Here is a 17,445-nt window from a genome sequence, read left to right as displayed (position 1 = left end):
CTTGTCCGCACTCCTCGACGCGGTCAGTCGCCGCCGGTCCCATTCGAAGGTGACGACGGATGCGCCCAGCCACGAGGAGTTGCTGCCCCTGGTCGCCGCCGCGGCCCGGGTAGCCGATCACGGTGCGCTGCGCCCCTGGCGGCTGATCGAGGTGCGCGGCGAGAGGCGGCGGCAGCTGGGCGACGCGTTCGTGGCGGCATCCGGTGTCACCGGCGAGGAGGCGTCCAGGCTGGCCGCGAAGCCCCTGCGCGCCGAGCTGCTCATCGCCCTGATCGTCAGCCGCCGCGACAGCGAGAAGGTTGCGGTCTGGGAGCAGGACGCCGCCGCCGCGGGAGTCGGCCACATCCTGAGCCTCCTGCTCGACGACAGCGGCTGGGGCGTCATGTGGCGCACGGGGCCGCTGGCCCGCACCGACCTGGTGCGCCGGGTGCACCGGCTCACCGACGCGGAAGAGGTCCTGGGCTGGCTCTACGTCGGCGGCGTGCCGGCCGACTCGAGGCCGGGCGTGCGCACGGCCATCGATCCGGGCGAGTACCTCACCGAGCTCTGAGCTTCGGACAGCCCCGTCGGCCGTCCCGTCCACGCTGCTGGCCGCCCCGGCCGAGAGCCCGGTCCGGCGTCGAACCAATTCGTCGGAGATTCTGCTGTAAAAGCGCCAATTCAGCCTGTTTGGGAACGATTCGGGCAAAATCTCCGTCGAATTCGTTCGGGCAGGCAGGTGCTGAAGAAGGCAGGTGCTGCCAGGTGCGCCGATTTTCGCTGGCGACCGTGCACCGAGTCACGCTCCGGCACGGAGCAGATGCACGGAGCAGATGACAGAACAGTGGGGCCGGCCACGGGACTTGAACCCGTAACCCCCACTTTACAAGAGTGGTGCGCTACCAATTGCGCCAGGCCGGCATGAGACGGATGCCGCCTCGACACACCATCCTAAATCACGAAGCCGACCTGTGCGGCCACGTCAGCTCGGCGGGGCGGGCCCGCAGCGGATCAGCTGCGGATCAGCTGCGGATCAGCTGCGGATCAGCCAGCCGGGACCGGCTCGGGCGTCGGAGTGGAGGTCGAGTAGGTTTCGCCGGCCGACTGGAGCACGAAAGCGGCGAACTCCTTGGGATCGTCGAGCGCGCCGACGTACTGCTTGCCGTTGACGAGCACGGTCGGGGTGCCGGTGATGGCCTCGATCTCGGTGTTCGGCAACGGGCCGGACAGCGCGCGGTCGGTGGACGCGACCACCCAGGACTTGTAGGTCGTGTCATCGATGCAGGCGTTGATCTCGGAAAGCTCATCGTTCACGCCCGCCTTCTTCACCAGGGCCTTGATCGCGGCGTCGTCGAGACCGGCGGTGCCTTCCTTGGGCTGCTTCGCGAACAGCGCGGCGTTGAAGGCGTAGAAGTCATCGGGCGAGTAGTTCGCCACGCACGCGGCGGCGTTGGCCGCTCGCAGGGAGTACTGGGTCCCGGATGATTTGTGGGTCAGGATCGACACCGGGTGGATCTCGACGGTGGCCGCGCCGGAATCGACCCATTTGACGATCTGGTCACTGTTGGCCTTTTCGAACTGGCTGCAGAACGGGCACAGGTAGTCGGCGTAGACGCGGATGTCGGCGACGGTGCCGGTCGCATCTGGCTTGGAAGGAACCGTCTTGGAGTCGGGCTGCAGCGATGACGTCTTGACGGCCGTCATCCCCTCGGCGATGAGGACGCCGTCGCTGGCCATGTTCGCCGGACCGGGACCAGCCGGGCGGATCGAGTTGACCAGGACCAGGGCGATCATGGCGAGAAGGGCGATGCCGGCCACGGCAATGCCGCCCCGCACGAAGACCCGATTGCGCCGATCCTTCTTCCTCTGCTCCACCCGGATCTTCGTGGCCTTCTTGCGGGCCGCGTCACGCCGCTGGTTCTTAGAGGGACGACCATCGCCCGATCCGCCAATAGTCATGAATGCTCGCTCCGAATAGGTAAGTGCAGAGGCAATTCATTTGCGAATGCCTCCCAAAGACTAGGTGCCCAGTCTGGGAATCGCCCAGACGGCGCCTGAGCGCCTGAGCGCGTGAGCGGTGGCGCAGATTCGCTTCTCGACGTCGGGTTCAAACGGCATGACATACTGAAACAGTCGGCTTATACCATCATCTTGGCGGTCGGCACATAAATCCCATCACTACGGATCGTCCGGCACGTACCTGCCGGTGAAGGAGAATACAGATAATGGCTTCAGTCACGTTCGACAAGGCAACCCGTCTCTACCCGGGTTCCACCCGCCCCGCAGTCGACCACCTCGACCTTTCGGTCGCCGATGGCGAATTCCTCGTTCTGGTCGGCCCCTCCGGCTGCGGTAAGTCCACCTCCCTGCGCATGCTGGCCGGCCTCGAAGAGGTCAACGACGGCAACATCTTCATCGGTGAGCGCAACGTGACGGATGTCCCGCCGAAGGACCGTGACATTGCCATGGTCTTCCAGAACTACGCTCTGTACCCGCACATGACGGTCGCCGAGAACATGGGCTTCGCGCTCAAGATCGCCGGCGTCAACAAGGACGAGCGCGCCGCCCGCGTTCTGGAGGCCGCCAAGCTCCTCGACCTCGAGCCGTACCTGAGCCGCAAGCCGAAGGCACTCTCCGGCGGCCAGCGTCAGCGCGTCGCCATGGGCCGCGCCATCGTGCGTCAGCCCCAGGTGTTCCTGATGGACGAGCCGCTCTCGAACCTCGACGCCAAGCTGCGCGTGCAGACCCGCACCCAGATCGCCTCCCTCCAGCGCCGCCTGGGGGTCACCACCGTTTACGTGACCCACGACCAGACCGAGGCGCTCACCATGGGTGACCGCATCGCCGTGCTCAAGGATGGCGTGCTGCAGCAGGTCGGCACCCCGCGCGACCTGTACGCCAAGCCCAACAACGTGTTCGTTGCCGGCTTCATCGGCAGCCCGGCCATGAACCTGTTCCTAGCCGACGCCGTCGACGGTGGCATCAAGTTCGGCACCGCCACCATCCCGGTCCCCCGGGAGACCCTGGCCGGCTCGACCGGCAACAAGGTCACCATCGGCGTCCGCCCGGAGGACATCCACCTCTCGACCACGCACGGCGAAGGCCTTCAGGTTGACGTCGACCTGGTTGAAGAGCTCGGCGCCGACGGCTACCTGTACGGCCACTCGACGGTCGAGGGCAAGCGCACCGACATCGTCGCTCGTGTCGACGGCCGCTCGCACCCGTCCGCCGGCGACACCGTCTACCTCACCCCGACGCCGCACCACCTGCACGTGTTCGACGCCGAAAACGGCCTCCGCCTCGGCGGGGCAGTCGCCAACTAACACCCGGTTCGACATCTGAACGGCCGGACGGCGCGTCAGCTCCGTCCGGCCGTTCTGTCGTCCACCGGTAAACTCGACCCATGAGCGGTTCCCTCAATATCACGTCGGCCACGGCCGACCCTGCCCTGCTCGACCTGCCCTGGGACCTTCCGCTGGACGCCTGGCCGAACGAGAACATCGCCGCCCTCCCCAAGGGCATCTCCCGCCACCTGGTGCGCTTCGCGCATCTGAGTGGCCGCGTCGTCGCGATCAAGGAGACGACCAGCGAAATGGCCAAGCGGGAGTACGAGATGCTGCGCACCCTGCAAAGCCTCGAAATCCCCTGCGTCGAGCCGCTGGCCGTGATCACGAATCGCACGAATGAGGATGCCGAACCCCTGAACTCGGTACTCATCACACGGCACCTCAAGTTCTCCCTCCCGTACCGCGCCCTCTACTCGCAGACCCTCCGCCCCGACACGGCGACCCGGCTGGTGGACGCGCTGGCGCTGCTGCTGGTGCGCGTGCACATGGCCGGGCTGTTCTGGGGCGACGTGTCGCTGTCGAACACGTTGTTCCGCCGGGACGCCGGCGCGTTCGCCGCGTACCTGGTCGACGCCGAGACCGGTCAGCTGTACCCGGGCGGCCTGTCCAACGGCCAGCGCGAAAACGACCTGGAGATCGCCCGCGTCAACATCGCCGGTGAGCTTATGGACCTCGAGGCCGGCGGGCGCGCAGCCGACGAACTCGACCCCATCCGGGTCAGCAACGGCATCGTCGCCGCCTATCGGCTGCTCTGGAAGGAGCTGACCGGTTCCGAATCCTTCTCCAGCTCCGAACGCTGGCGCATCACCGAACGGGTCGAGCGCCTCAACGACCTCGGGTTCGACATCGAGGAGCTCGCCATCAAGACCGACGACCAGGGCACGACCGTGCGCATCCAGCCGAAGGTCGTCGACGCCGGCCACCACCAGCGGCGCCTGTTGCGGCTGACCGGGCTCGACGCGGAGGAGAACCAGGCCCGGCGCCTTCTCAACGACCTCGACTCCTACCGGGTCTCCTACGGCGACCCGGAGGCCGATGAGGAGATGCTGGCCCACGAGTGGCTCGTGCGCGTGTTCGAACCGGTCATCCGGGCCATTCCCCGCGACCTCAAGGGCAAGCTGGAGCCGGCCGAGATCTTCCACCAACTGCTCGACCACCGTTGGTTCATGGCGCAGAACCAGTCCAGGGACATCCCCCTGGCCGAGGCCGTCACGTCCTACGTCAAGGATGTGCTGCGCCACCGCCGTGACGAGGCGACCGTGATCGAACCCTCCACCGGCGAGATCACCATCCCGATCGACGTCACCGACGATGAGACCGCCGCGGCCGCGGATGCGGATGACACCGCCGCCGACGATGCCGCCGATTGGCGCCTCAAGGTCTAGCCACAATCGTCGCCGAGCCGTGAGTAAAGCCCCTATTCCGTGACGGAATAGGGGCTTTACTCACGGCTCGGCGGGGTGCCGTGGCCGCGTGAGGGCGACGGGTGCCCGGGTGGGCGGGGCGGGACGGGACGGGACGGGACGGGTGCCCGGTTGGGCGGGTGCCCGGTTGGGCGGGTGGGGTCAGGACGCGGCGGCGGCCTTCGCCGCTGCGGCGGCGGCGGACTTGACTGCCTTGGCGGCCTTGGCTGCGGCGCGCAGGCGGGAGACCTCGTAGAGGGTCACTCCGGCCGCGATGCCGGCGTTGAGCGACTCGGTCGACGCGCTGATCGGGATCGAGACGATCGCATCGCAGGTCTCGGTGACGAGGCGGGACAGGCCCTTGCCCTCGCTGCCGACCACGATCACGATCGGGCGTTCGGCGAAGCCGATGCCGAGCTCGGGCAGCTGCGTATCGCCGTCGCCGGCCAGGCCGATGACGAGCACGCCCTGCTCCTTCAGCGACTTGAGCGTCTGGGTCAGGTTGGTCGCCATGGCGACGGGGAGGCGGGCCGCGGCGCCGGCGGAGGTCTTCCAGGCCGACGCAGTCACACCGACGGAGCGACGTTGCGGCACGATCACGCCGTGACCGCCGAACGCGGCCGTCGAACGGATGATCGCGCCCAGGTTGCGGGGGTCGGTGATGCCGTCTAACGCGACGAAGAGGGGCTTGTGGCCGCGGCTGATCGTCAGTTCGAGCAACTCGAGCGGCTGGGCGTACTCGTAGGCGGGCACCTTGAGCGCGAGGCCCTGGTGCACGGAATCGCGGCCGGCCAGACGGTCGAGTTCGGGGCGCATCACCTCGAGCACCGGGATGCCGCGGGTGGTGGCCAGGGTGAGGACCTCCTTCACCCGCTCGTCCATCTCGATGCGCGTGGCGATGTACAGGGCCGTGGCGGGGATCTTCGCCCGCAGCGCCTCGAGAACGGAGTTGCGCCCGGTGACGACCTCATGCTCGTCGATCTGCTTGGCGCGACGGGTCGACGCTCCGCCGCCGCCCGTGTTGCCGGTGCTGGCACCGCGAGGCGCGCTCTTGGGGCCCGCGCCGGTGCGGCTGCGGCCGCCGCCGGCCGCGGTGAAGCGGTCCTGGGCTGCCTTGCGCTTGCCGGCGGGGTGGTACGGACGGTCTTCGGCCTTCGGGGTGGGCTTCTTGCCCTCGAGGGCCTGACGGCCCTGGCCGCCGGAGCCGACCTGCGGTCCCCGGCTGCCCTTGCGCACGGCTCCGGTACGGGACTTGCGGTCTAAGTTCTTCATCAGTCAAAGCTCCAATGGGCACCCGACGGGGTGTCTTCGATGGTAATTCCGGCGGCGACGAGCTCGTCCCGGATACGGTCTGCGGCCGCATAGTCGCGGCCCTGCCTGGCGATTTCGCGGTCATCCAGAAGGCGCTCCACGAGTGCGGTGAGCGCGATCATCGCCGGTTCGTCCGTGGACACGGACCAGCCGGGCGAGAGGGGGTTGATCCCCAGGACCTCGCTCATGGCGAGAACGTGCCCACGCGCGGCTGCCGCGGCGTGCAGATCTTCGGCGTCCAGCGCCGCGTTGCCGGTGCGCACGGTCTCGTGCAGCACGGCGAGGGCCTGGGGGACGGCGAGGTCGTCGTCCATGGCCGCGGCGAATTCGTCCGGTACGATCTCCACGCCGGAGCCCGCGAACCGGGTGTCGGCCAGGCGCCGGTCGGCCCGGTCGAGGAAGCTCTCGATGCGTTCGAGGGCGGCTTCGGCCTCGACGAGTGCATCCTCGTGGTAGTCGATGGTGGAGCGGTAGTGCGCGGCCCCCAGGTAGTAGCGCACGACGATGGCGCGGGCCTGGCCGAGGAGCTCGGCGGCGAAGACGGAGTTGCCGAGCGACTTGGACATCTTCTGCCCGTTGACGTTGACCAGCCCGTTGTGCATCCAGTAGTTCGCGAATCCGTCACCGGCCGCAGCGGACTGGGCGAACTCGTTCTCGTGGTGCGGGAAGCGCAGGTCGAGTCCGCCGCCGTGGATGTCGAAGTGCGGGCCGAGGTACCGGGCCGCCATCGCCGAGCACTCGATGTGCCAGCCCGGACGGCCGGAGCCCCAGGGGGACGGCCAGGAGGCGGACTCGGGCTCCTGGGCTTTATGGCCCTTCCAGAGGGCGAAGTCGCGAGGGTCCTTCTTGCCGCGCGGGTCGGCATCCGCGGCCGCTTCCATATCGCCCCGCTGCTGGCGGGTCAGGACCCCGTATTCGGGCCAGCTCGCGGTGTCGAAGTAGACGTCGCTGGATCCGTCGTCGGCGGGATAGGCGTGGCCGAACTCGATCAGCCGGGAGATCAGGTCCTGCATCTGCTGGATGCTGGCGGTCGCGCGCGGCTCGTAGCTGGGGGCGAGGATGCCCAGCCGCTGGTACCCGGCCGTAAACTCGAGCTCGTAGCGGTACGCGAGCGCCCACCACTGCTCCGTGGTGCCGGCCGCATGGGCCAGGATCTTGTCGTCGATGTCGGTGACGTTGCGCACGAACGTGACGTCGAGGCCCCGGTAGGTGAGCCAGCGACGCAGCTGGTCGTAGACGAGGGCGCTGCGCAGGTGCCCGATGTGAGGGGAGGACTGCACGGTGGGTCCACAGACGTAGACCCCCACGGCGCCGGGCACGCGGGGAGTGAAGTCACGGAGGGCCTGGGCCCGGGAGTCGTACAGTCGCATGGTCACGCTTCCCAGCTTAGGTCAGGGTTCGCGGGGCGTTCGGGGAGAATCAGGGCGGTCGCGATCGCCGCAACGCCTTCGCCCCTGCCCGTGAAGCCGAGCGTATCCGTCGTCGTCGCCGACACGTTGACCGGAGCGTGCAGCAGCGCGCTGAGCAGCGCCTCCGCTTCAGACCGCCGGGGGCTCAGTTTCGGCCGGTTGCCGATGATCTGCACCGCGACGTTGCCGACCCGGAAACCGGCCGCCGTCACCAGTCGGAGGGTTTCGGCCAGGAAGACGTCGCCGTGGGCGCCATCGAAACGAGGGTCCGACGTGCCGAAGATCCCGCCGATGTCGCCGAGGCCGGCAGCGGAGAGGAGCGCGTCGCAGATGGCGTGCACGGCGGCATCGCCGTCGCTGTGGCCGGACAAACCGCGCTCCCCCGGCCAGTGCAGACCCGCCAGCCAGAGGTCGGAGTCCTCGTCGAAGGCGTGGACGTCCATGCCGGTGCCCACCCGGGGGGCGGACGCGCCCGGCAGGGAACTGCCCCGGAGAAGGGATTCGGCCCGGCGCAGGTCCCAGGGGGTGGTGATCTTGAAGGCGAGCGGGTCGCCGGGGATCACGCTGACGGGGTGCCCGGCGGCCGCCACGACGGACGCATCGTCGGTCGCCTCGGCGGTCGCCACGGCGGCGGCGGCCACCAGCATGTCCCGGGGGAATCCCTGGGGCGTCTGCACGGCGGACAACTCGGCCCGGTTCACCGTTCCCGTGATCACCCCGGCGCCAGACACGCTCTTGATCGTGTCCACCACGGCAAGCCCCGGCACGATCCCGTGCCCGGTCGAGCCGACGGCATCGACGACCGCGTCGCACAGCGCGGAGGGAGTGAGCGCCCGGGCCGCGTCGTGCACGAGAACCGTTCGCACCTCGGGCCCGAGCACCGCGAGCCCGCGGTTGACGGACTCCTGCCGGGTCGCGCCGCCCGCAACCACGAGAACGGATGCGTCGTCGCTCACCCGTGCCGCCAGCTCGCGCGCGACGGCCAGGCGGTCCTCCGGCGCCACGACGATGACTTGCGCCGGATCACGCATCCCGAACACGGACACCAGGGCGCGCTCGAGCAGGGTGGCGCCGGCCAGGGGGACGAAGGCCTTGGGCAGCTCGTGCCCGAGCCGGCTGCCGCTGCCGGCGGCGACGACGATGACCGCGACCACGGGCGCGGGGGATTCAGTCATATCAGGAGGCTATCTGGTGGGGTCGTGCGGCAGGGGAAACGCGAAAGGCGGCACCTCACGGCGCCGCCTTCCAACGAGAGCGTGGTTATGAAGCGAGGACCTGGTCGAGAACGGTGGAGGCCTTCTCTTCGTCGGTCTTCTCCGCGAGGGCCAGTTCGGAGATCAGGATCTGCCGGGCCTTGGCCAGCATGCGCTTCTCGCCGGCGGACAGGCCGCGGTCCTGGTCGCGGCGCCACAGGTCGCGGACGACCTCGGAGACCTTGATGACGTCACCGGAGGCGAGCTTCTCCAGGTTGGCCTTGTACCGGCGAGACCAGTTGGTGGGCTCTTCGGTGAACGGCGCGCGCAGCACCTCGAACACCTTGTCGAGTCCTTCTTTGCCGATCACGTCGCGAACGCCGACCAGGTCGACGTTCTCGGCGGGCACCTCGATGGTGAGGTCACCCTGAGTGACATTGAGCTTCAGGTACAGTTTTTCTTCACCCTTGATGATCCGCGTCTTCACCTCGGTGATCGTTGCGGCTCCATGGTGGGGATAAACGACGGTTTCTCCGACCTCAAAAAGCATGTATGGATATCCCTTCAGCAGCGTCTATGATACCACAGCCGTCGGTGGTAGGGTTCGCCGCGCCGATTGGCGCGCCGGGCGGCCCGCTCCAGCCAGTAAGCTGGTGCCAAAGCGAAATTTGCAGCGTTTGGCCATCGGGCAAAACGGTGAACTGTTGTGGAGGTCTTGTGAGAGCTCGAATCATCGTGTCCGTCGTCGTGGCGGCCGGCATCCTGTTGGGAACCAGCGGCTGCAATCTGCTGGCTCCGCAGTCGACGACGGCGAAGTATGACGCCAGCGACGGCGTCAGCGGCGATGTGGGCGACCTCGCCATCCGCAATGCGGTCCTGCTGTCCGAGGACGGCTCCACCGCCAGTCTCCTGGTCACGGTCGTGAACACCGGAGACTCGGCGCACAGCCTCAACGTGCAGTACAAGGGGGCCACGGAGAAGGTCACCCAGAAGGTCAACGTCGACGCGAACTCGAGCGTGACCATCGGTACACCGGATGCCCCGACCGTGTCGGTCACCGACGCCGACACCCAGCCGGGCTCGCTCTTCCCCGTCTTCATGCAGTACGGCAACGAGACCGGCATCGAACTGCTGGTTCCGGTCCTGGACGGCTCCCTGGAGACCTACTCCACGCTCGTTCCGACCGCCGCGCCGTAACCACCAGCAGCCGACCAGGCGCGACCGGCCGGGCCCCGCGGGGCTTGGCCGGCGTCGGCACGCCGCGCGAGCGGTCAGGCTTCGAAGCGGTAGCCCAGCCCGCGCACGGTGACCAGCATCTGCGGCTCCGACGGGGTGGACTCGATCCGTGAACGGATCCGCTTGATGTGCACGTCCAGCGTCTTCGTGTCGCCGAAGTAGTCGGCGCCCCAGACCCGGTCGATCAGCTGGCCCCTGGTGAGAACCCGGCCGGCGTTGCGCAAGAGGTATTCGAGCAGCTCGAACTCCTTCAGCGGCAGGTTCACGGTGTCGTCGGACACCGTGACCGTGTGACTTTCGAGGTCCATCCGCACCGTGCCGGCCGCCAGCACGGTGTCGTCCTCGGCGACCTCCTCGGTGCGCCGCCGGGACACCGCCCGGATGCGGGCCAGCAGTTCCCGGGTCGAGTACGGCTTGGTGACGTAGTCGTCCGCCCCGAGTTCGAGGCCGACCACGATGTCGACCTCGGAGTCCTTGGCGGTCAGCATGATGATCGGCACCGAGGAGCGGGTGCGGATCTCCCGGCACACCTCGGTGCCCGGGATGCCCGGGAGCATCAGGTCGAGCAGGATCAGGTCGGCGCCGGTGCGATCGTATTCGCTGATCGCGCTCGGTCCGTCCTCGGCGACCGTGACCTCGTACCCTTCCCGCTCGAGCAGGAAGCTCAGCGGCTCGCTGAGCGCACGCTCGTCTTCGACCAGCAGAATGTGGGTCACGGGGTGTCTCCTATCGCCGCCGGGGCGGGGTGTGGTGCCTCTGGAAGGCGGATGGTGAATGTCGAGCCGCTGCCGGGCTGGGACCAGACGCGGATGTCCCCGCCATGGATCTGCACCACGTGCTTGACGATCGACAACCCCAGGCCCGTGCCGCCGGTGTGTCTGGACCGAGCCTGGTCCACCCGGAAGAAGCGCTCGAAGATGCGTTCCAGGTCGGCTTCCTGGATGCCCACACCCTGGTCGGTGACGGTGATCTCGACGACGCCGTCGTTGCGGCGCACCCCCACTCCGACCCTCGCCCCCTCCGGAGAGTAGTTCACGGCGTTGGCGACGAGGTTGTGCACCGCCATCACGAGTAGTCGCTCGTCACCGTTCACGAGCGCGCCGGACTTCTTGCCGACGGCGATGGTGATCTTCGCCGCGTCGGCCACCACCCGGCTCAGGTCCACCGCGGAGGCGACGATCGTGTCCACGTTAAGGAGTTCGGGTTCGGTCAGGGCGTCCTGGGCCTGCAAACGGGAGAGTTCGATGATCTCCTGGGTCAGCCGGGTGAGCCGGCCGGACTCGGTCGTGAGGCGGCTGGCGAAGCGCCGCACCTGCACCGGCTCGTCCGCGGCCTGCTCGAGCGCCTCAGCCAGCAATCCCACCGCGGCAATCGGCGTCTTGAGTTCGTGGCTGATGTTCGCGACGAAGTCCCGGCGCACCTCGTCGAGGCGGAACGCCTCCGTGCGGTCCTCGGCCAGGAGGAGCACGTACCGTGTGCCCAGCCGGGCCAGCCGCACGCGCACGCGCATGCTCGCGTCGCCGAAGGGCCCACGGGAGAGCACGAGGTTCTCCGAGACCGGCTCGCCGGTGCGTCGCACCCGCTGGGCCAGTTCCAGCAGTTCCGGATGCACCAGCTGGCGGTTCCAGACCAGCCCCATCGACACCGCCGCCTGCGAGGCCTTGACCACGTTGTTGGAGGGATCGAGGACGGCCCCCGCGGTCTCGAGCGCGTCGAGCACCTGGTCGATGCCGTCGGGAACGGCGGGGTTCACGACCTCGGCCGCCCGCCGGCCGTGACGTTCGGCCACGTGCAGCAGGGTCATGAATCCGGCGCCGACGGCGAGGCCGAGTGCCAGCGACACCAGCACAAGCCCTGTCGATTCCATATACCCAGATTACTGATACTTGTTGCGTCGTCTGACGAAGCAACCCGGCGCCCTGACCGATTCAGGTAGTGTTCAGTATCTCGGCACCTGCCGTTCACCTCGGTCCGCGAGGATCGTGAACGGGGCCAGGTGCGTCTCACGTGTCTGCGCGTACCGCGCGCCCAGGAAGGACCACACACATGCGTGAAGTTTTCCAGCAGGAACTCGCCGAAGTGCAGGATCGTCTCATCGAGATCTCCCGCCTCGTCGCGATCTCCATCGACAAAGCCACTCGGGCCTTCAACGAGTCCGACGTGAGTCTCGCCGACGAAGCGATCAGTGAAGACGAGAAGATCGACGAACTGACCATCGAACTCGACGAGCTCGCCATCACAATCCTCGCCCGCCAGCAGCCGGTCGCGCGCGACCTCCGCATCGTGGTCAGCGCGCTGCGGATCAGCGCGTCCCTCGAGCGGATGGGTGACCTGTCCACGCACATCGCCCAGCTCGCCCGTTACCGCTTCCCGGACAAGGTCGTTCCCAAGAGCCTGCGCGGCACGTTCGCGGAGATGGGCGCGCTCGTCACGGCGATCGCGAAGATGCTGACCGAGCTGCTGACGAACGAGGACATGCTCCTGGCCGAGACCATCCGCAACGAGGACGACAAGGTCGACGCCCTGCACCTCAGCGTGTTCGACGCCGTGCTGGGCGAGACCTGGAAGGGCCAGGCCGCTGACACGGTCGACTCGACGCTCGCCAGCCGCTATCACGAGCGTTTCGCCGACCACGCCGTGTCGATCGCGAAGAAGGTGCAGTACCTCGGCACCGGGGCGTGGCAGCAGAACACCAACGCGTAACCCCGAGCGCGAGAAAGCCCCGGAAGCGATCGACTGCTTCCGGGGCTTTCTTCTTAATGGGGTGCGGGGATGCGGTCTACTTCTTGTTTCCCTGCGCCGCGACGGCGGCGGCGCCGGCGGCGGCGGCCTCCGGGTCGAGGTAGCGGCCGGGGCCGAGAGGCATCAGGTCTTCGCCCAGGCGGTAGACCAGCGGGATGCCGGTCGGGATGTTCAGCTCGGCGATGTCGGCGTCGCTGATGCCGTCAAGGTGCTTGACCAGGGCGCGCAGCGAGTTGCCGTGGGCGGTGACGAGCACCGTCCTGCCCGCGCGGAGGTCGGTCGAGATGTCGGATTCCCAGTAGGGCAGCATCCGGTCGACGACGTCGCTGAGGCATTCGGTGCGCGGCAGGTCGTCGCCGAGGTTCGCGTAACGCACGTCGTGCGCCTGGGACCAGGGGGAATCGTCGGCCAGCACGGGCGGCGGCACGTCGAACGAGCGACGCCAGAGCTGGAACTGTTCGGGGCCGAACTTGGCCAGCGTCTCCGCCTTGTCGAGGCCCTGCAGGGCGCCGTAGTGACGCTCGTTGAGGCGCCAGGAGCGCTTCACGTCGATCCACAGCCGGTCGGCTTCCTCGAGCGCGATGTTCGCGGTCTGGATGGCGCGGGTAAGTAATGAGGTGTGCAGGACGTCGGGCAGCAGGCCCGACTCGGCGAGAAGTTCACCGGCGCGCTTGGCTTCGGCGGCTCCCTGCTCGCTCAGCCTGACGTCCACCCAACCGGTGAAGAGGTTTTCCTGGTTCCATAGGCTTTGGCCGTGACGGAGAAGTATGAGGTTGTATGCATCTGACATGACTTCAACTCTACCGATGTGGCGGGCGCCGGGAGTAAGCGCGGCAGGCGGGACCTAACGACCGGGCGTGCGGATGCCCAGGCGCGGCAGCCGGGGGATCTCGGCGACCGACCCGGCCGACTGCGGCACGATCACTTCCTGCGCCGCGGCGACGGAGATGCCCTGGGACTGCACGTGCAGGGTGACCGTGGCCGGCACCGTGCGTTTGACCACGGCGAGCGCGATCGGCCCGAGCTCGTAGTGGATGGCGCTGGAGGTGATGATTCCGACGCCGCGGTGCTCCTCGGTTGCGTCCGGCAGCTTCCGCACCGCCTGGACCTCGTCACCGTGGGCGGGAAGGACCGAGTCCGAGCCGTCGAGGTGCAGCAGCACCAGGCGCCGGGGCGGGTGGCCGAGGTTGTGCACCTTCGCCACGGTCTCCTGCCCCCGGTAGCAGCCCTTATTGAGGTGCACCGCGGTGCGGAGCCAGTCGAGTTCGTGCGGCAGGGTCTTCTCGTCGACCTCGGTCGCCCGGCGTGGACGCCAGGCGGCGATCCGCAGGGCTTCGAGGGCGAGCAGGCCGGCGACGCCGACCGTGCCGTGGCGCACGGAGTCGCGCAGGGCGGGCAGGGTCGCGCGCGGCACCAGGACCTCGGTCCAGCGCCAGGCGGCTCCGGGGTGAGTGGGGGCATCCGCGTACTGGAAGCCACCGCTCGCGACCTGGTTCCAGGGGTCGTGCCAGACCAGCAGAACACCGTTCGGGGCCGCGGGGCTGAGGGGCAGCGCGGACACGTCCGCCGCCATCGACCCGATTACCGCGTAGGCGAGGGTGTGGTCGACGATCTGCACCCGCAGCGTGAACCGCATCTTGTCGAGCCACGCGTGCAGGCCGGGCAGCTGTGCCGATTCCAGGAGCAGCCAGGTCTCCACGCCGTCGTCGATGACCTGCATCGCGTACTCGACGCGGCCGGTCGGGTCGAGCAGGAGGGTCTCGGAGGATTCTCCCGCGGCCAGGTGGCGCAGCTCCTGGCTGGAGATCGAGTTGAGCCAGGTGAGCCGGTCCGGCCCGGCGACGCTCAGCACCCCGTAATGGGACAAGTCGACGATGGCCTCGCCGGCGAGCAGGCGGCGCTGTTCGGTGAGGGGGCCGCCGTAGTGCGCGGCCACGCCGGCGTCGATCCCGTCGGCCTGCACGGCGCCGTCGAGTTCGAGCAGCGGGGACACGTTTTCCGAGGGCACGTTTTCTGAGGGCACGGATGCGGCGGTCATGGCGCTCTTTCCAGCTGGTTATTCGACGCGCTTGAGGCGTCCGGAGGCGTGCGTTCGCAGGCTCTGGCCGAGTGCGGCGATGTCCCAGGCCCAGAGCAGGTGGCCGTCGACCAGGCCGTAGAGCCTCGTCGCGGCGGAGTAGGGTTTAGCGCCCTGGGTGCGCATCACGGCATCCGTCGCGAGGTCGATCCGCGGACCCTTGACCTCGCCGAGGTAGATCTCCGCGACACCGCCGGGGTGCACGATGGTCACGTCGATGTCGAAACCGCCATCCGCGTTGCGGAGCGTTTCCACCGCCGACGCCGTCACGAACGGATGCGCGCCCTCCGCTGGCAGCAGGCCGGGACCCGGGTCGCCGGCGCCCTGGGGGCGGCTCAGCCGCCAGTACCCGGTTTCGGTCATCAGTGGGGTCTTCTCACCGTTGTCGGAGCCGGGTTCCGGCTCGAGCCAGGTGTACGAGCTGTAGTTCAGGTGCGGCAGGCCGTCATGGCTGAAACTGAGCCGGTGGCCGAACTCGCGGCTGACCGACTCCTCGCCGACGACATAGTCGAGCACTCCCGAGCCCTCCCAGACACCGAGCAGCCACGACAGTGGAACGAGTTCGGCGGGGAGCTGGGTGGGGAGCTCGAACATCGAAGGTTACCGCTGCCCCCGGAACAGCTTGAACAGGACCATGCCGGAGACCCAGGCGATCGACAGGCTCGCCAGCGCGAGAAGCCCCAGGAAGAAGATTTCGAGTGCAAGGGTGTACATGCGTTCACTCTATCCCGCCGCGGGAGGTTCGATTACTAGACGAGGCCAATCAGGGCGAAGATTCCGGAGGCGACCGCGAGCACGACCACCGCTCCGGCCAGGCTCCGCGTCACACGGTCCACGTAGCCGTCCTTACGGCCGGTGGCCAGTTGCACGCAGAGGGTTCCGATCACGCAGCCCGCGAAGGACAGGCCGACCCAGACCAGGTGCTGGCCGGGCAGGGACAACGCTCCCACCAGGACCGCGCACACGACGGCGAAGGCCCAGACCCCCACGACACTTCTCCACTGCCAGCTCACTCTCTTATTCTGCCCTGCCCGGCGATCATTCGGCGGCACGCTAGTATGGGGCCACGATCTTTGGAGGGTGCGCGTGGCCCAGTTGTTGATCCTGACCTCGGCGGTCAACACTGACGTTCTTCCCGCCCTCGCATTGCTGTCGCACAGCACACGCATCATTCCGGCCCAGCCGGATCAGCTCGTTCGTGCGCCCGATTCCGATCTGGTCCTGGTCGACGCGCGCACCAACCTGATCGGGGCCAAGTCCCTCTGCCAGATCCTCCGCACCACCGGGAGCCTGATGCCGGTGCTGCTGGTGATCACGGAAGGCGGTCTCGCGGCGGTGAGCCCGGACTGGGGCGTCGACGACGTCATCCTCGACACGGCCGGACCGGCCGAGGTGGACGCCCGCATCCGTCTGGCCGCCGGTCGTACCCCGCGGCCGGAGGAATCCGCCACCATCCGCGCGGCCGGCGTGGTCATCGACGAGGCCAGCTACTCGGCGAAGGTGCACGGCCGCCCGCTCGACCTCACCTACAAGGAGTTCGAGCTGCTGCGTTTCCTGGCCGCCCACCCGTCGCGGGTCTTCACCCGGGAGCAGCTGCTCAGCGAGGTCTGGGGCTACGACTACTTCGGCGGCACGCGCACGGTCGACGTGCACGTGCGACGGCTGCGCGCCAAGCTCGGCGACCAGGAATCGCTGATCGGCACGGTGCGCAACGTGGGCTACCGCTTCAACGTGACCGAGCAGGACGGGACCCGTGGCATTCATCCGGTCCGCGACTAACCTCTCCGACCCGGCCTTCGCGGCCGAGTTCGACCGCGTCGCCGCGGCGGCGACGGCCCACGACGACTACCAGCCGTTCAACGAGCAGGCCCGATTCGACCTGGCCTCCGGGCGGCGCACGCCGTTCCTCGTGACGAGCGGGGACGCGGACACCCACCCCGGGGACGCGGACACCGGCGTCGTGGGCGCGGGGATCATCGGCGCGGGCGAACTCGACCTCGTGATCGACCCCGCCGCCCGGCGGCTCGGGCACGGCGGCGACGCCCTCGGCCGGCTTTTGACGGATGCCCCGGGCGACCTCCGCCTGTGGTCACACGGTGACCACCCGGCGGCCCGGGCCCTGGCCGAACGCTTCGGGTTCGCCGCCGAACGCACCCTGCTGCAGCTGCGGAAGGACCTGACGGCCGCCCCGCCCGTTCCGGACGGGGCCGACCCGGCGAACCCGGCCCACCTCGCCCACCCGGCGGACGGCATCGTCATCGAGGCGTTCCGGCCCGGCACGCACGACGCGGACTGGGTGGCGCTCAACGCGCTCGTCTTCGCGAGCCACCCGGAACAGGGACTGATCACCGAGCAGGACCTCGCGGCCCGCCAGGCGGAATCCTGGTTCGACGCCGGCGACTTCCTGCTCGCCCGGGAGGCCGCGTCCGGCCGACTACTCGGCTACAACTGGCTCAAGGTGGAGCCCGGCTCCCCCGTCGGCGAAATCTACGTCATCGGCGTGCATCCGGATGCCGCCGGGCGCGGCCTCGGCCGCCGGCTCATGCAGGCCGGCCTCGACCGCCTCCGCGAACGCGGCTGCAGCACCGTGGATCTCTACGTGGAGGCCGACAGCGTCGCGGCGGTGAACCTGTACCGCTCCCTCGGTTTCACCGACCGAACGGTCGATGTGCAGTACCACCGACACATTCGTTAGCCGGTGTTCATGCCGGATCGTCGCATCCGTGTGCCTCACAGTGTCAAGATGGG

The 17,445-nt window shown here is 68.5% G+C and carries 18 protein-coding genes and 1 tRNA gene; 7 read left to right on the top strand and 12 right to left on the bottom strand.

Features of this window, described 5'->3' with window-relative positions:
• Position 1 precedes the first annotated feature (1 nt).
• Positions 2 to 550: a nitroreductase family protein gene (locus E3T42_RS16270; protein ID WP_134365277.1), complete on the top strand. Its 549-nt coding sequence runs from the start codon at positions 2 to 4 to the stop codon at positions 548 to 550.
• 274 nt (positions 551 to 824) lie between these two features.
• Here E3T42_RS16270 and E3T42_RS16265 read toward each other — a convergent pair.
• Both E3T42_RS16265 and E3T42_RS16260 read right to left on the bottom strand, forming a co-directional pair.
• Positions 825 to 900, bottom strand: a tRNA-Thr gene (locus tag E3T42_RS16265).
• 123 nt (positions 901 to 1,023) lie between these two features.
• A complete protein-coding gene (locus E3T42_RS16260) occupies positions 1,024 to 1,938 on the bottom strand; it encodes a thioredoxin domain-containing protein (RefSeq protein WP_134365278.1) in 915 nt (304 codons plus the stop codon).
• Between the two features lie 266 nt (positions 1,939 to 2,204).
• Between E3T42_RS16260 and E3T42_RS16255 the strand changes: the two genes are divergently transcribed.
• Together E3T42_RS16255 and E3T42_RS16250 are read left to right on the top strand one after the other, a co-directional pair.
• Positions 2,205 to 3,302, top strand: coding sequence for an ABC transporter ATP-binding protein (locus tag E3T42_RS16255; RefSeq protein ID WP_134365279.1), 1,098 nt, complete (start codon positions 2,205 to 2,207; stop codon positions 3,300 to 3,302).
• Between the two features lie 80 nt (positions 3,303 to 3,382).
• On the top strand, positions 3,383 to 4,711 hold the full coding sequence (locus E3T42_RS16250) for a DUF4032 domain-containing protein (RefSeq protein ID WP_134365280.1): 1,329 nt from the start codon (positions 3,383 to 3,385) through the stop codon (positions 4,709 to 4,711).
• 180 nt (positions 4,712 to 4,891) lie between these two features.
• Here the strand turns inward: E3T42_RS16250 and rlmB are convergent, their stop codons facing one another.
• The 4 genes from rlmB to E3T42_RS16230 all read right to left on the bottom strand — a co-directional run bounded on the left by rlmB (position 4,892) and on the right by E3T42_RS16230 (position 9,192).
• On the bottom strand, positions 4,892 to 6,001 hold the full coding sequence (rlmB, locus tag E3T42_RS16245; RefSeq protein ID WP_134365281.1) for a 23S rRNA (guanosine(2251)-2'-O)-methyltransferase RlmB: 1,110 nt from the start codon (positions 5,999 to 6,001) through the stop codon (positions 4,892 to 4,894).
• Positions 6,001 to 7,416 (bottom strand): cysteine--tRNA ligase, encoded by a 1,416-nt coding sequence (gene cysS / locus E3T42_RS16240; protein WP_134365282.1) that lies wholly within the window; start codon positions 7,414 to 7,416, stop codon positions 6,001 to 6,003. Before cysS ends, rlmB begins: the two co-directional genes overlap by 1 nt.
• On the bottom strand, positions 7,413 to 8,624 hold the full coding sequence (gene ispD, locus E3T42_RS16235; RefSeq protein WP_134365283.1) for a 2-C-methyl-D-erythritol 4-phosphate cytidylyltransferase: 1,212 nt from the start codon (positions 8,622 to 8,624) through the stop codon (positions 7,413 to 7,415). Before ispD ends, cysS begins: the two co-directional genes overlap by 4 nt.
• Positions 8,625 to 8,709: 85 nt before the next feature.
• Entirely contained in the window at positions 8,710 to 9,192 is a 483-nt protein-coding gene (locus E3T42_RS16230; protein ID WP_134365284.1) for a CarD family transcriptional regulator, read from the bottom strand.
• A gap of 167 nt (positions 9,193 to 9,359) precedes the next feature.
• Here E3T42_RS16230 and E3T42_RS16225 point away from each other — a divergent pair, with 167 nt between their 5' ends.
• Positions 9,360 to 9,839, top strand: a complete 480-nt coding sequence (locus E3T42_RS16225; protein ID WP_134365285.1) for a hypothetical protein — start codon at positions 9,360 to 9,362, stop codon at positions 9,837 to 9,839.
• A 74-nt stretch (positions 9,840 to 9,913) separates the two neighbouring features.
• Here E3T42_RS16225 and E3T42_RS16220 read toward each other — a convergent pair whose 3' ends face one another.
• Together E3T42_RS16220 and E3T42_RS16215 are read right to left on the bottom strand one after the other, a co-directional pair.
• Positions 9,914 to 10,594 (bottom strand): response regulator transcription factor, encoded by a 681-nt coding sequence (locus E3T42_RS16220; RefSeq protein ID WP_134365286.1) that lies wholly within the window; start codon positions 10,592 to 10,594, stop codon positions 9,914 to 9,916.
• Positions 10,591 to 11,745 (bottom strand): cell wall metabolism sensor histidine kinase WalK, encoded by a 1,155-nt coding sequence (locus E3T42_RS16215; RefSeq protein ID WP_134365287.1) that lies wholly within the window; start codon positions 11,743 to 11,745, stop codon positions 10,591 to 10,593. Before E3T42_RS16215 ends, E3T42_RS16220 begins: the two co-directional genes overlap by 4 nt.
• Positions 11,746 to 11,924: 179 nt before the next feature.
• Between E3T42_RS16215 and phoU the strand changes: the two genes are divergently transcribed.
• A complete protein-coding gene (gene phoU, locus E3T42_RS16210) occupies positions 11,925 to 12,581 on the top strand; it encodes a phosphate signaling complex protein PhoU (protein ID WP_134365288.1) in 657 nt (218 codons plus the stop codon).
• 76 nt (positions 12,582 to 12,657) lie between these two features.
• Here phoU and E3T42_RS16205 read toward each other — a convergent pair whose 3' ends face one another.
• The 4 genes from E3T42_RS16205 to E3T42_RS16190 form a co-directional block, all read right to left on the bottom strand.
• A complete protein-coding gene (locus tag E3T42_RS16205; protein ID WP_134365289.1) occupies positions 12,658 to 13,410 on the bottom strand; it encodes a phosphoglyceromutase in 753 nt (250 codons plus the stop codon).
• Positions 13,411 to 13,464: 54 nt separating this feature from the next.
• Positions 13,465 to 14,658, bottom strand: a complete 1,194-nt coding sequence (locus E3T42_RS16200; RefSeq protein ID WP_134365290.1) for a folate-binding protein YgfZ — start codon at positions 14,656 to 14,658, stop codon at positions 13,465 to 13,467.
• An 18-nt stretch (positions 14,659 to 14,676) separates the two neighbouring features.
• Positions 14,677 to 15,291: an FABP family protein gene (locus tag E3T42_RS16195; RefSeq protein ID WP_134365291.1), complete on the bottom strand. Its 615-nt coding sequence runs from the start codon at positions 15,289 to 15,291 to the stop codon at positions 14,677 to 14,679.
• 155 nt (positions 15,292 to 15,446) lie between these two features.
• Entirely contained in the window at positions 15,447 to 15,710 is a 264-nt protein-coding gene (locus E3T42_RS16190; protein ID WP_134365292.1) for a hypothetical protein, read from the bottom strand.
• Positions 15,711 to 15,783: 73 nt separating this feature from the next.
• Here E3T42_RS16190 and E3T42_RS16185 point away from each other — a divergent pair, with 73 nt between their 5' ends.
• Complete coding sequence (locus tag E3T42_RS16185; protein WP_241976268.1) at positions 15,784 to 16,476, top strand: response regulator transcription factor; 693 nt, start codon at positions 15,784 to 15,786, stop codon at positions 16,474 to 16,476.
• Positions 16,451 to 17,392 carry a mycothiol synthase gene (gene mshD, locus E3T42_RS16180; protein ID WP_134365293.1) on the top strand — a complete coding sequence of 314 codons (942 nt, stop codon included), beginning with the start codon at positions 16,451 to 16,453 and terminating at the stop codon, positions 17,390 to 17,392. The genes E3T42_RS16185 and mshD overlap by 26 nt, the downstream gene beginning before the upstream one ends.
• The last annotated feature ends 53 nt before the right edge of the window (positions 17,393 to 17,445 follow it).

Origin of the sequence: Cryobacterium sp. TMT4-10 (assembly GCF_004403275.1) — a bacterium.
Taxonomy (GTDB): domain Bacteria; phylum Actinomycetota; class Actinomycetes; order Actinomycetales; family Microbacteriaceae; genus Cryobacterium; species Cryobacterium shii.
The sequence above is the reverse complement of the archived record's forward strand: the minus strand, read 5'-3'. Positions and strand labels throughout refer to the sequence as shown.

Coding starts and splice junctions, on each gene's coding strand:
- E3T42_RS16195 (WP_134365291.1), bottom strand. CDS start 15,291: ATGTTCGAGCTCCCCACCCAGCTCCCCGCCGAACTCGTTCCACTGTCG.
- ispD (WP_134365283.1), bottom strand. CDS start 8,624: ATGACTGAATCCCCCGCGCCCGTGGTCGCGGTCATCGTCGTCGCCGCC.
- E3T42_RS16215 (WP_134365287.1), bottom strand. CDS start 11,745: ATGGAATCGACAGGGCTTGTGCTGGTGTCGCTGGCACTCGGCCTCGCC.
- E3T42_RS16230 (WP_134365284.1), bottom strand. CDS start 9,192: ATGCTTTTTGAGGTCGGAGAAACCGTCGTTTATCCCCACCATGGAGCC.
- E3T42_RS16200 (WP_134365290.1), bottom strand. CDS start 14,658: ATGACCGCCGCATCCGTGCCCTCAGAAAACGTGCCCTCGGAAAACGTG.
- E3T42_RS16255 (WP_134365279.1), top strand. CDS start 2,205: ATGGCTTCAGTCACGTTCGACAAGGCAACCCGTCTCTACCCGGGTTCC.
- phoU (WP_134365288.1), top strand. CDS start 11,925: ATGCGTGAAGTTTTCCAGCAGGAACTCGCCGAAGTGCAGGATCGTCTC.
- E3T42_RS16250 (WP_134365280.1), top strand. CDS start 3,383: ATGAGCGGTTCCCTCAATATCACGTCGGCCACGGCCGACCCTGCCCTG.
- E3T42_RS16260 (WP_134365278.1), bottom strand. CDS start 1,938: ATGACTATTGGCGGATCGGGCGATGGTCGTCCCTCTAAGAACCAGCGG.
- rlmB (WP_134365281.1), bottom strand. CDS start 6,001: ATGAAGAACTTAGACCGCAAGTCCCGTACCGGAGCCGTGCGCAAGGGC.
- E3T42_RS16205 (WP_134365289.1), bottom strand. CDS start 13,410: ATGTCAGATGCATACAACCTCATACTTCTCCGTCACGGCCAAAGCCTA.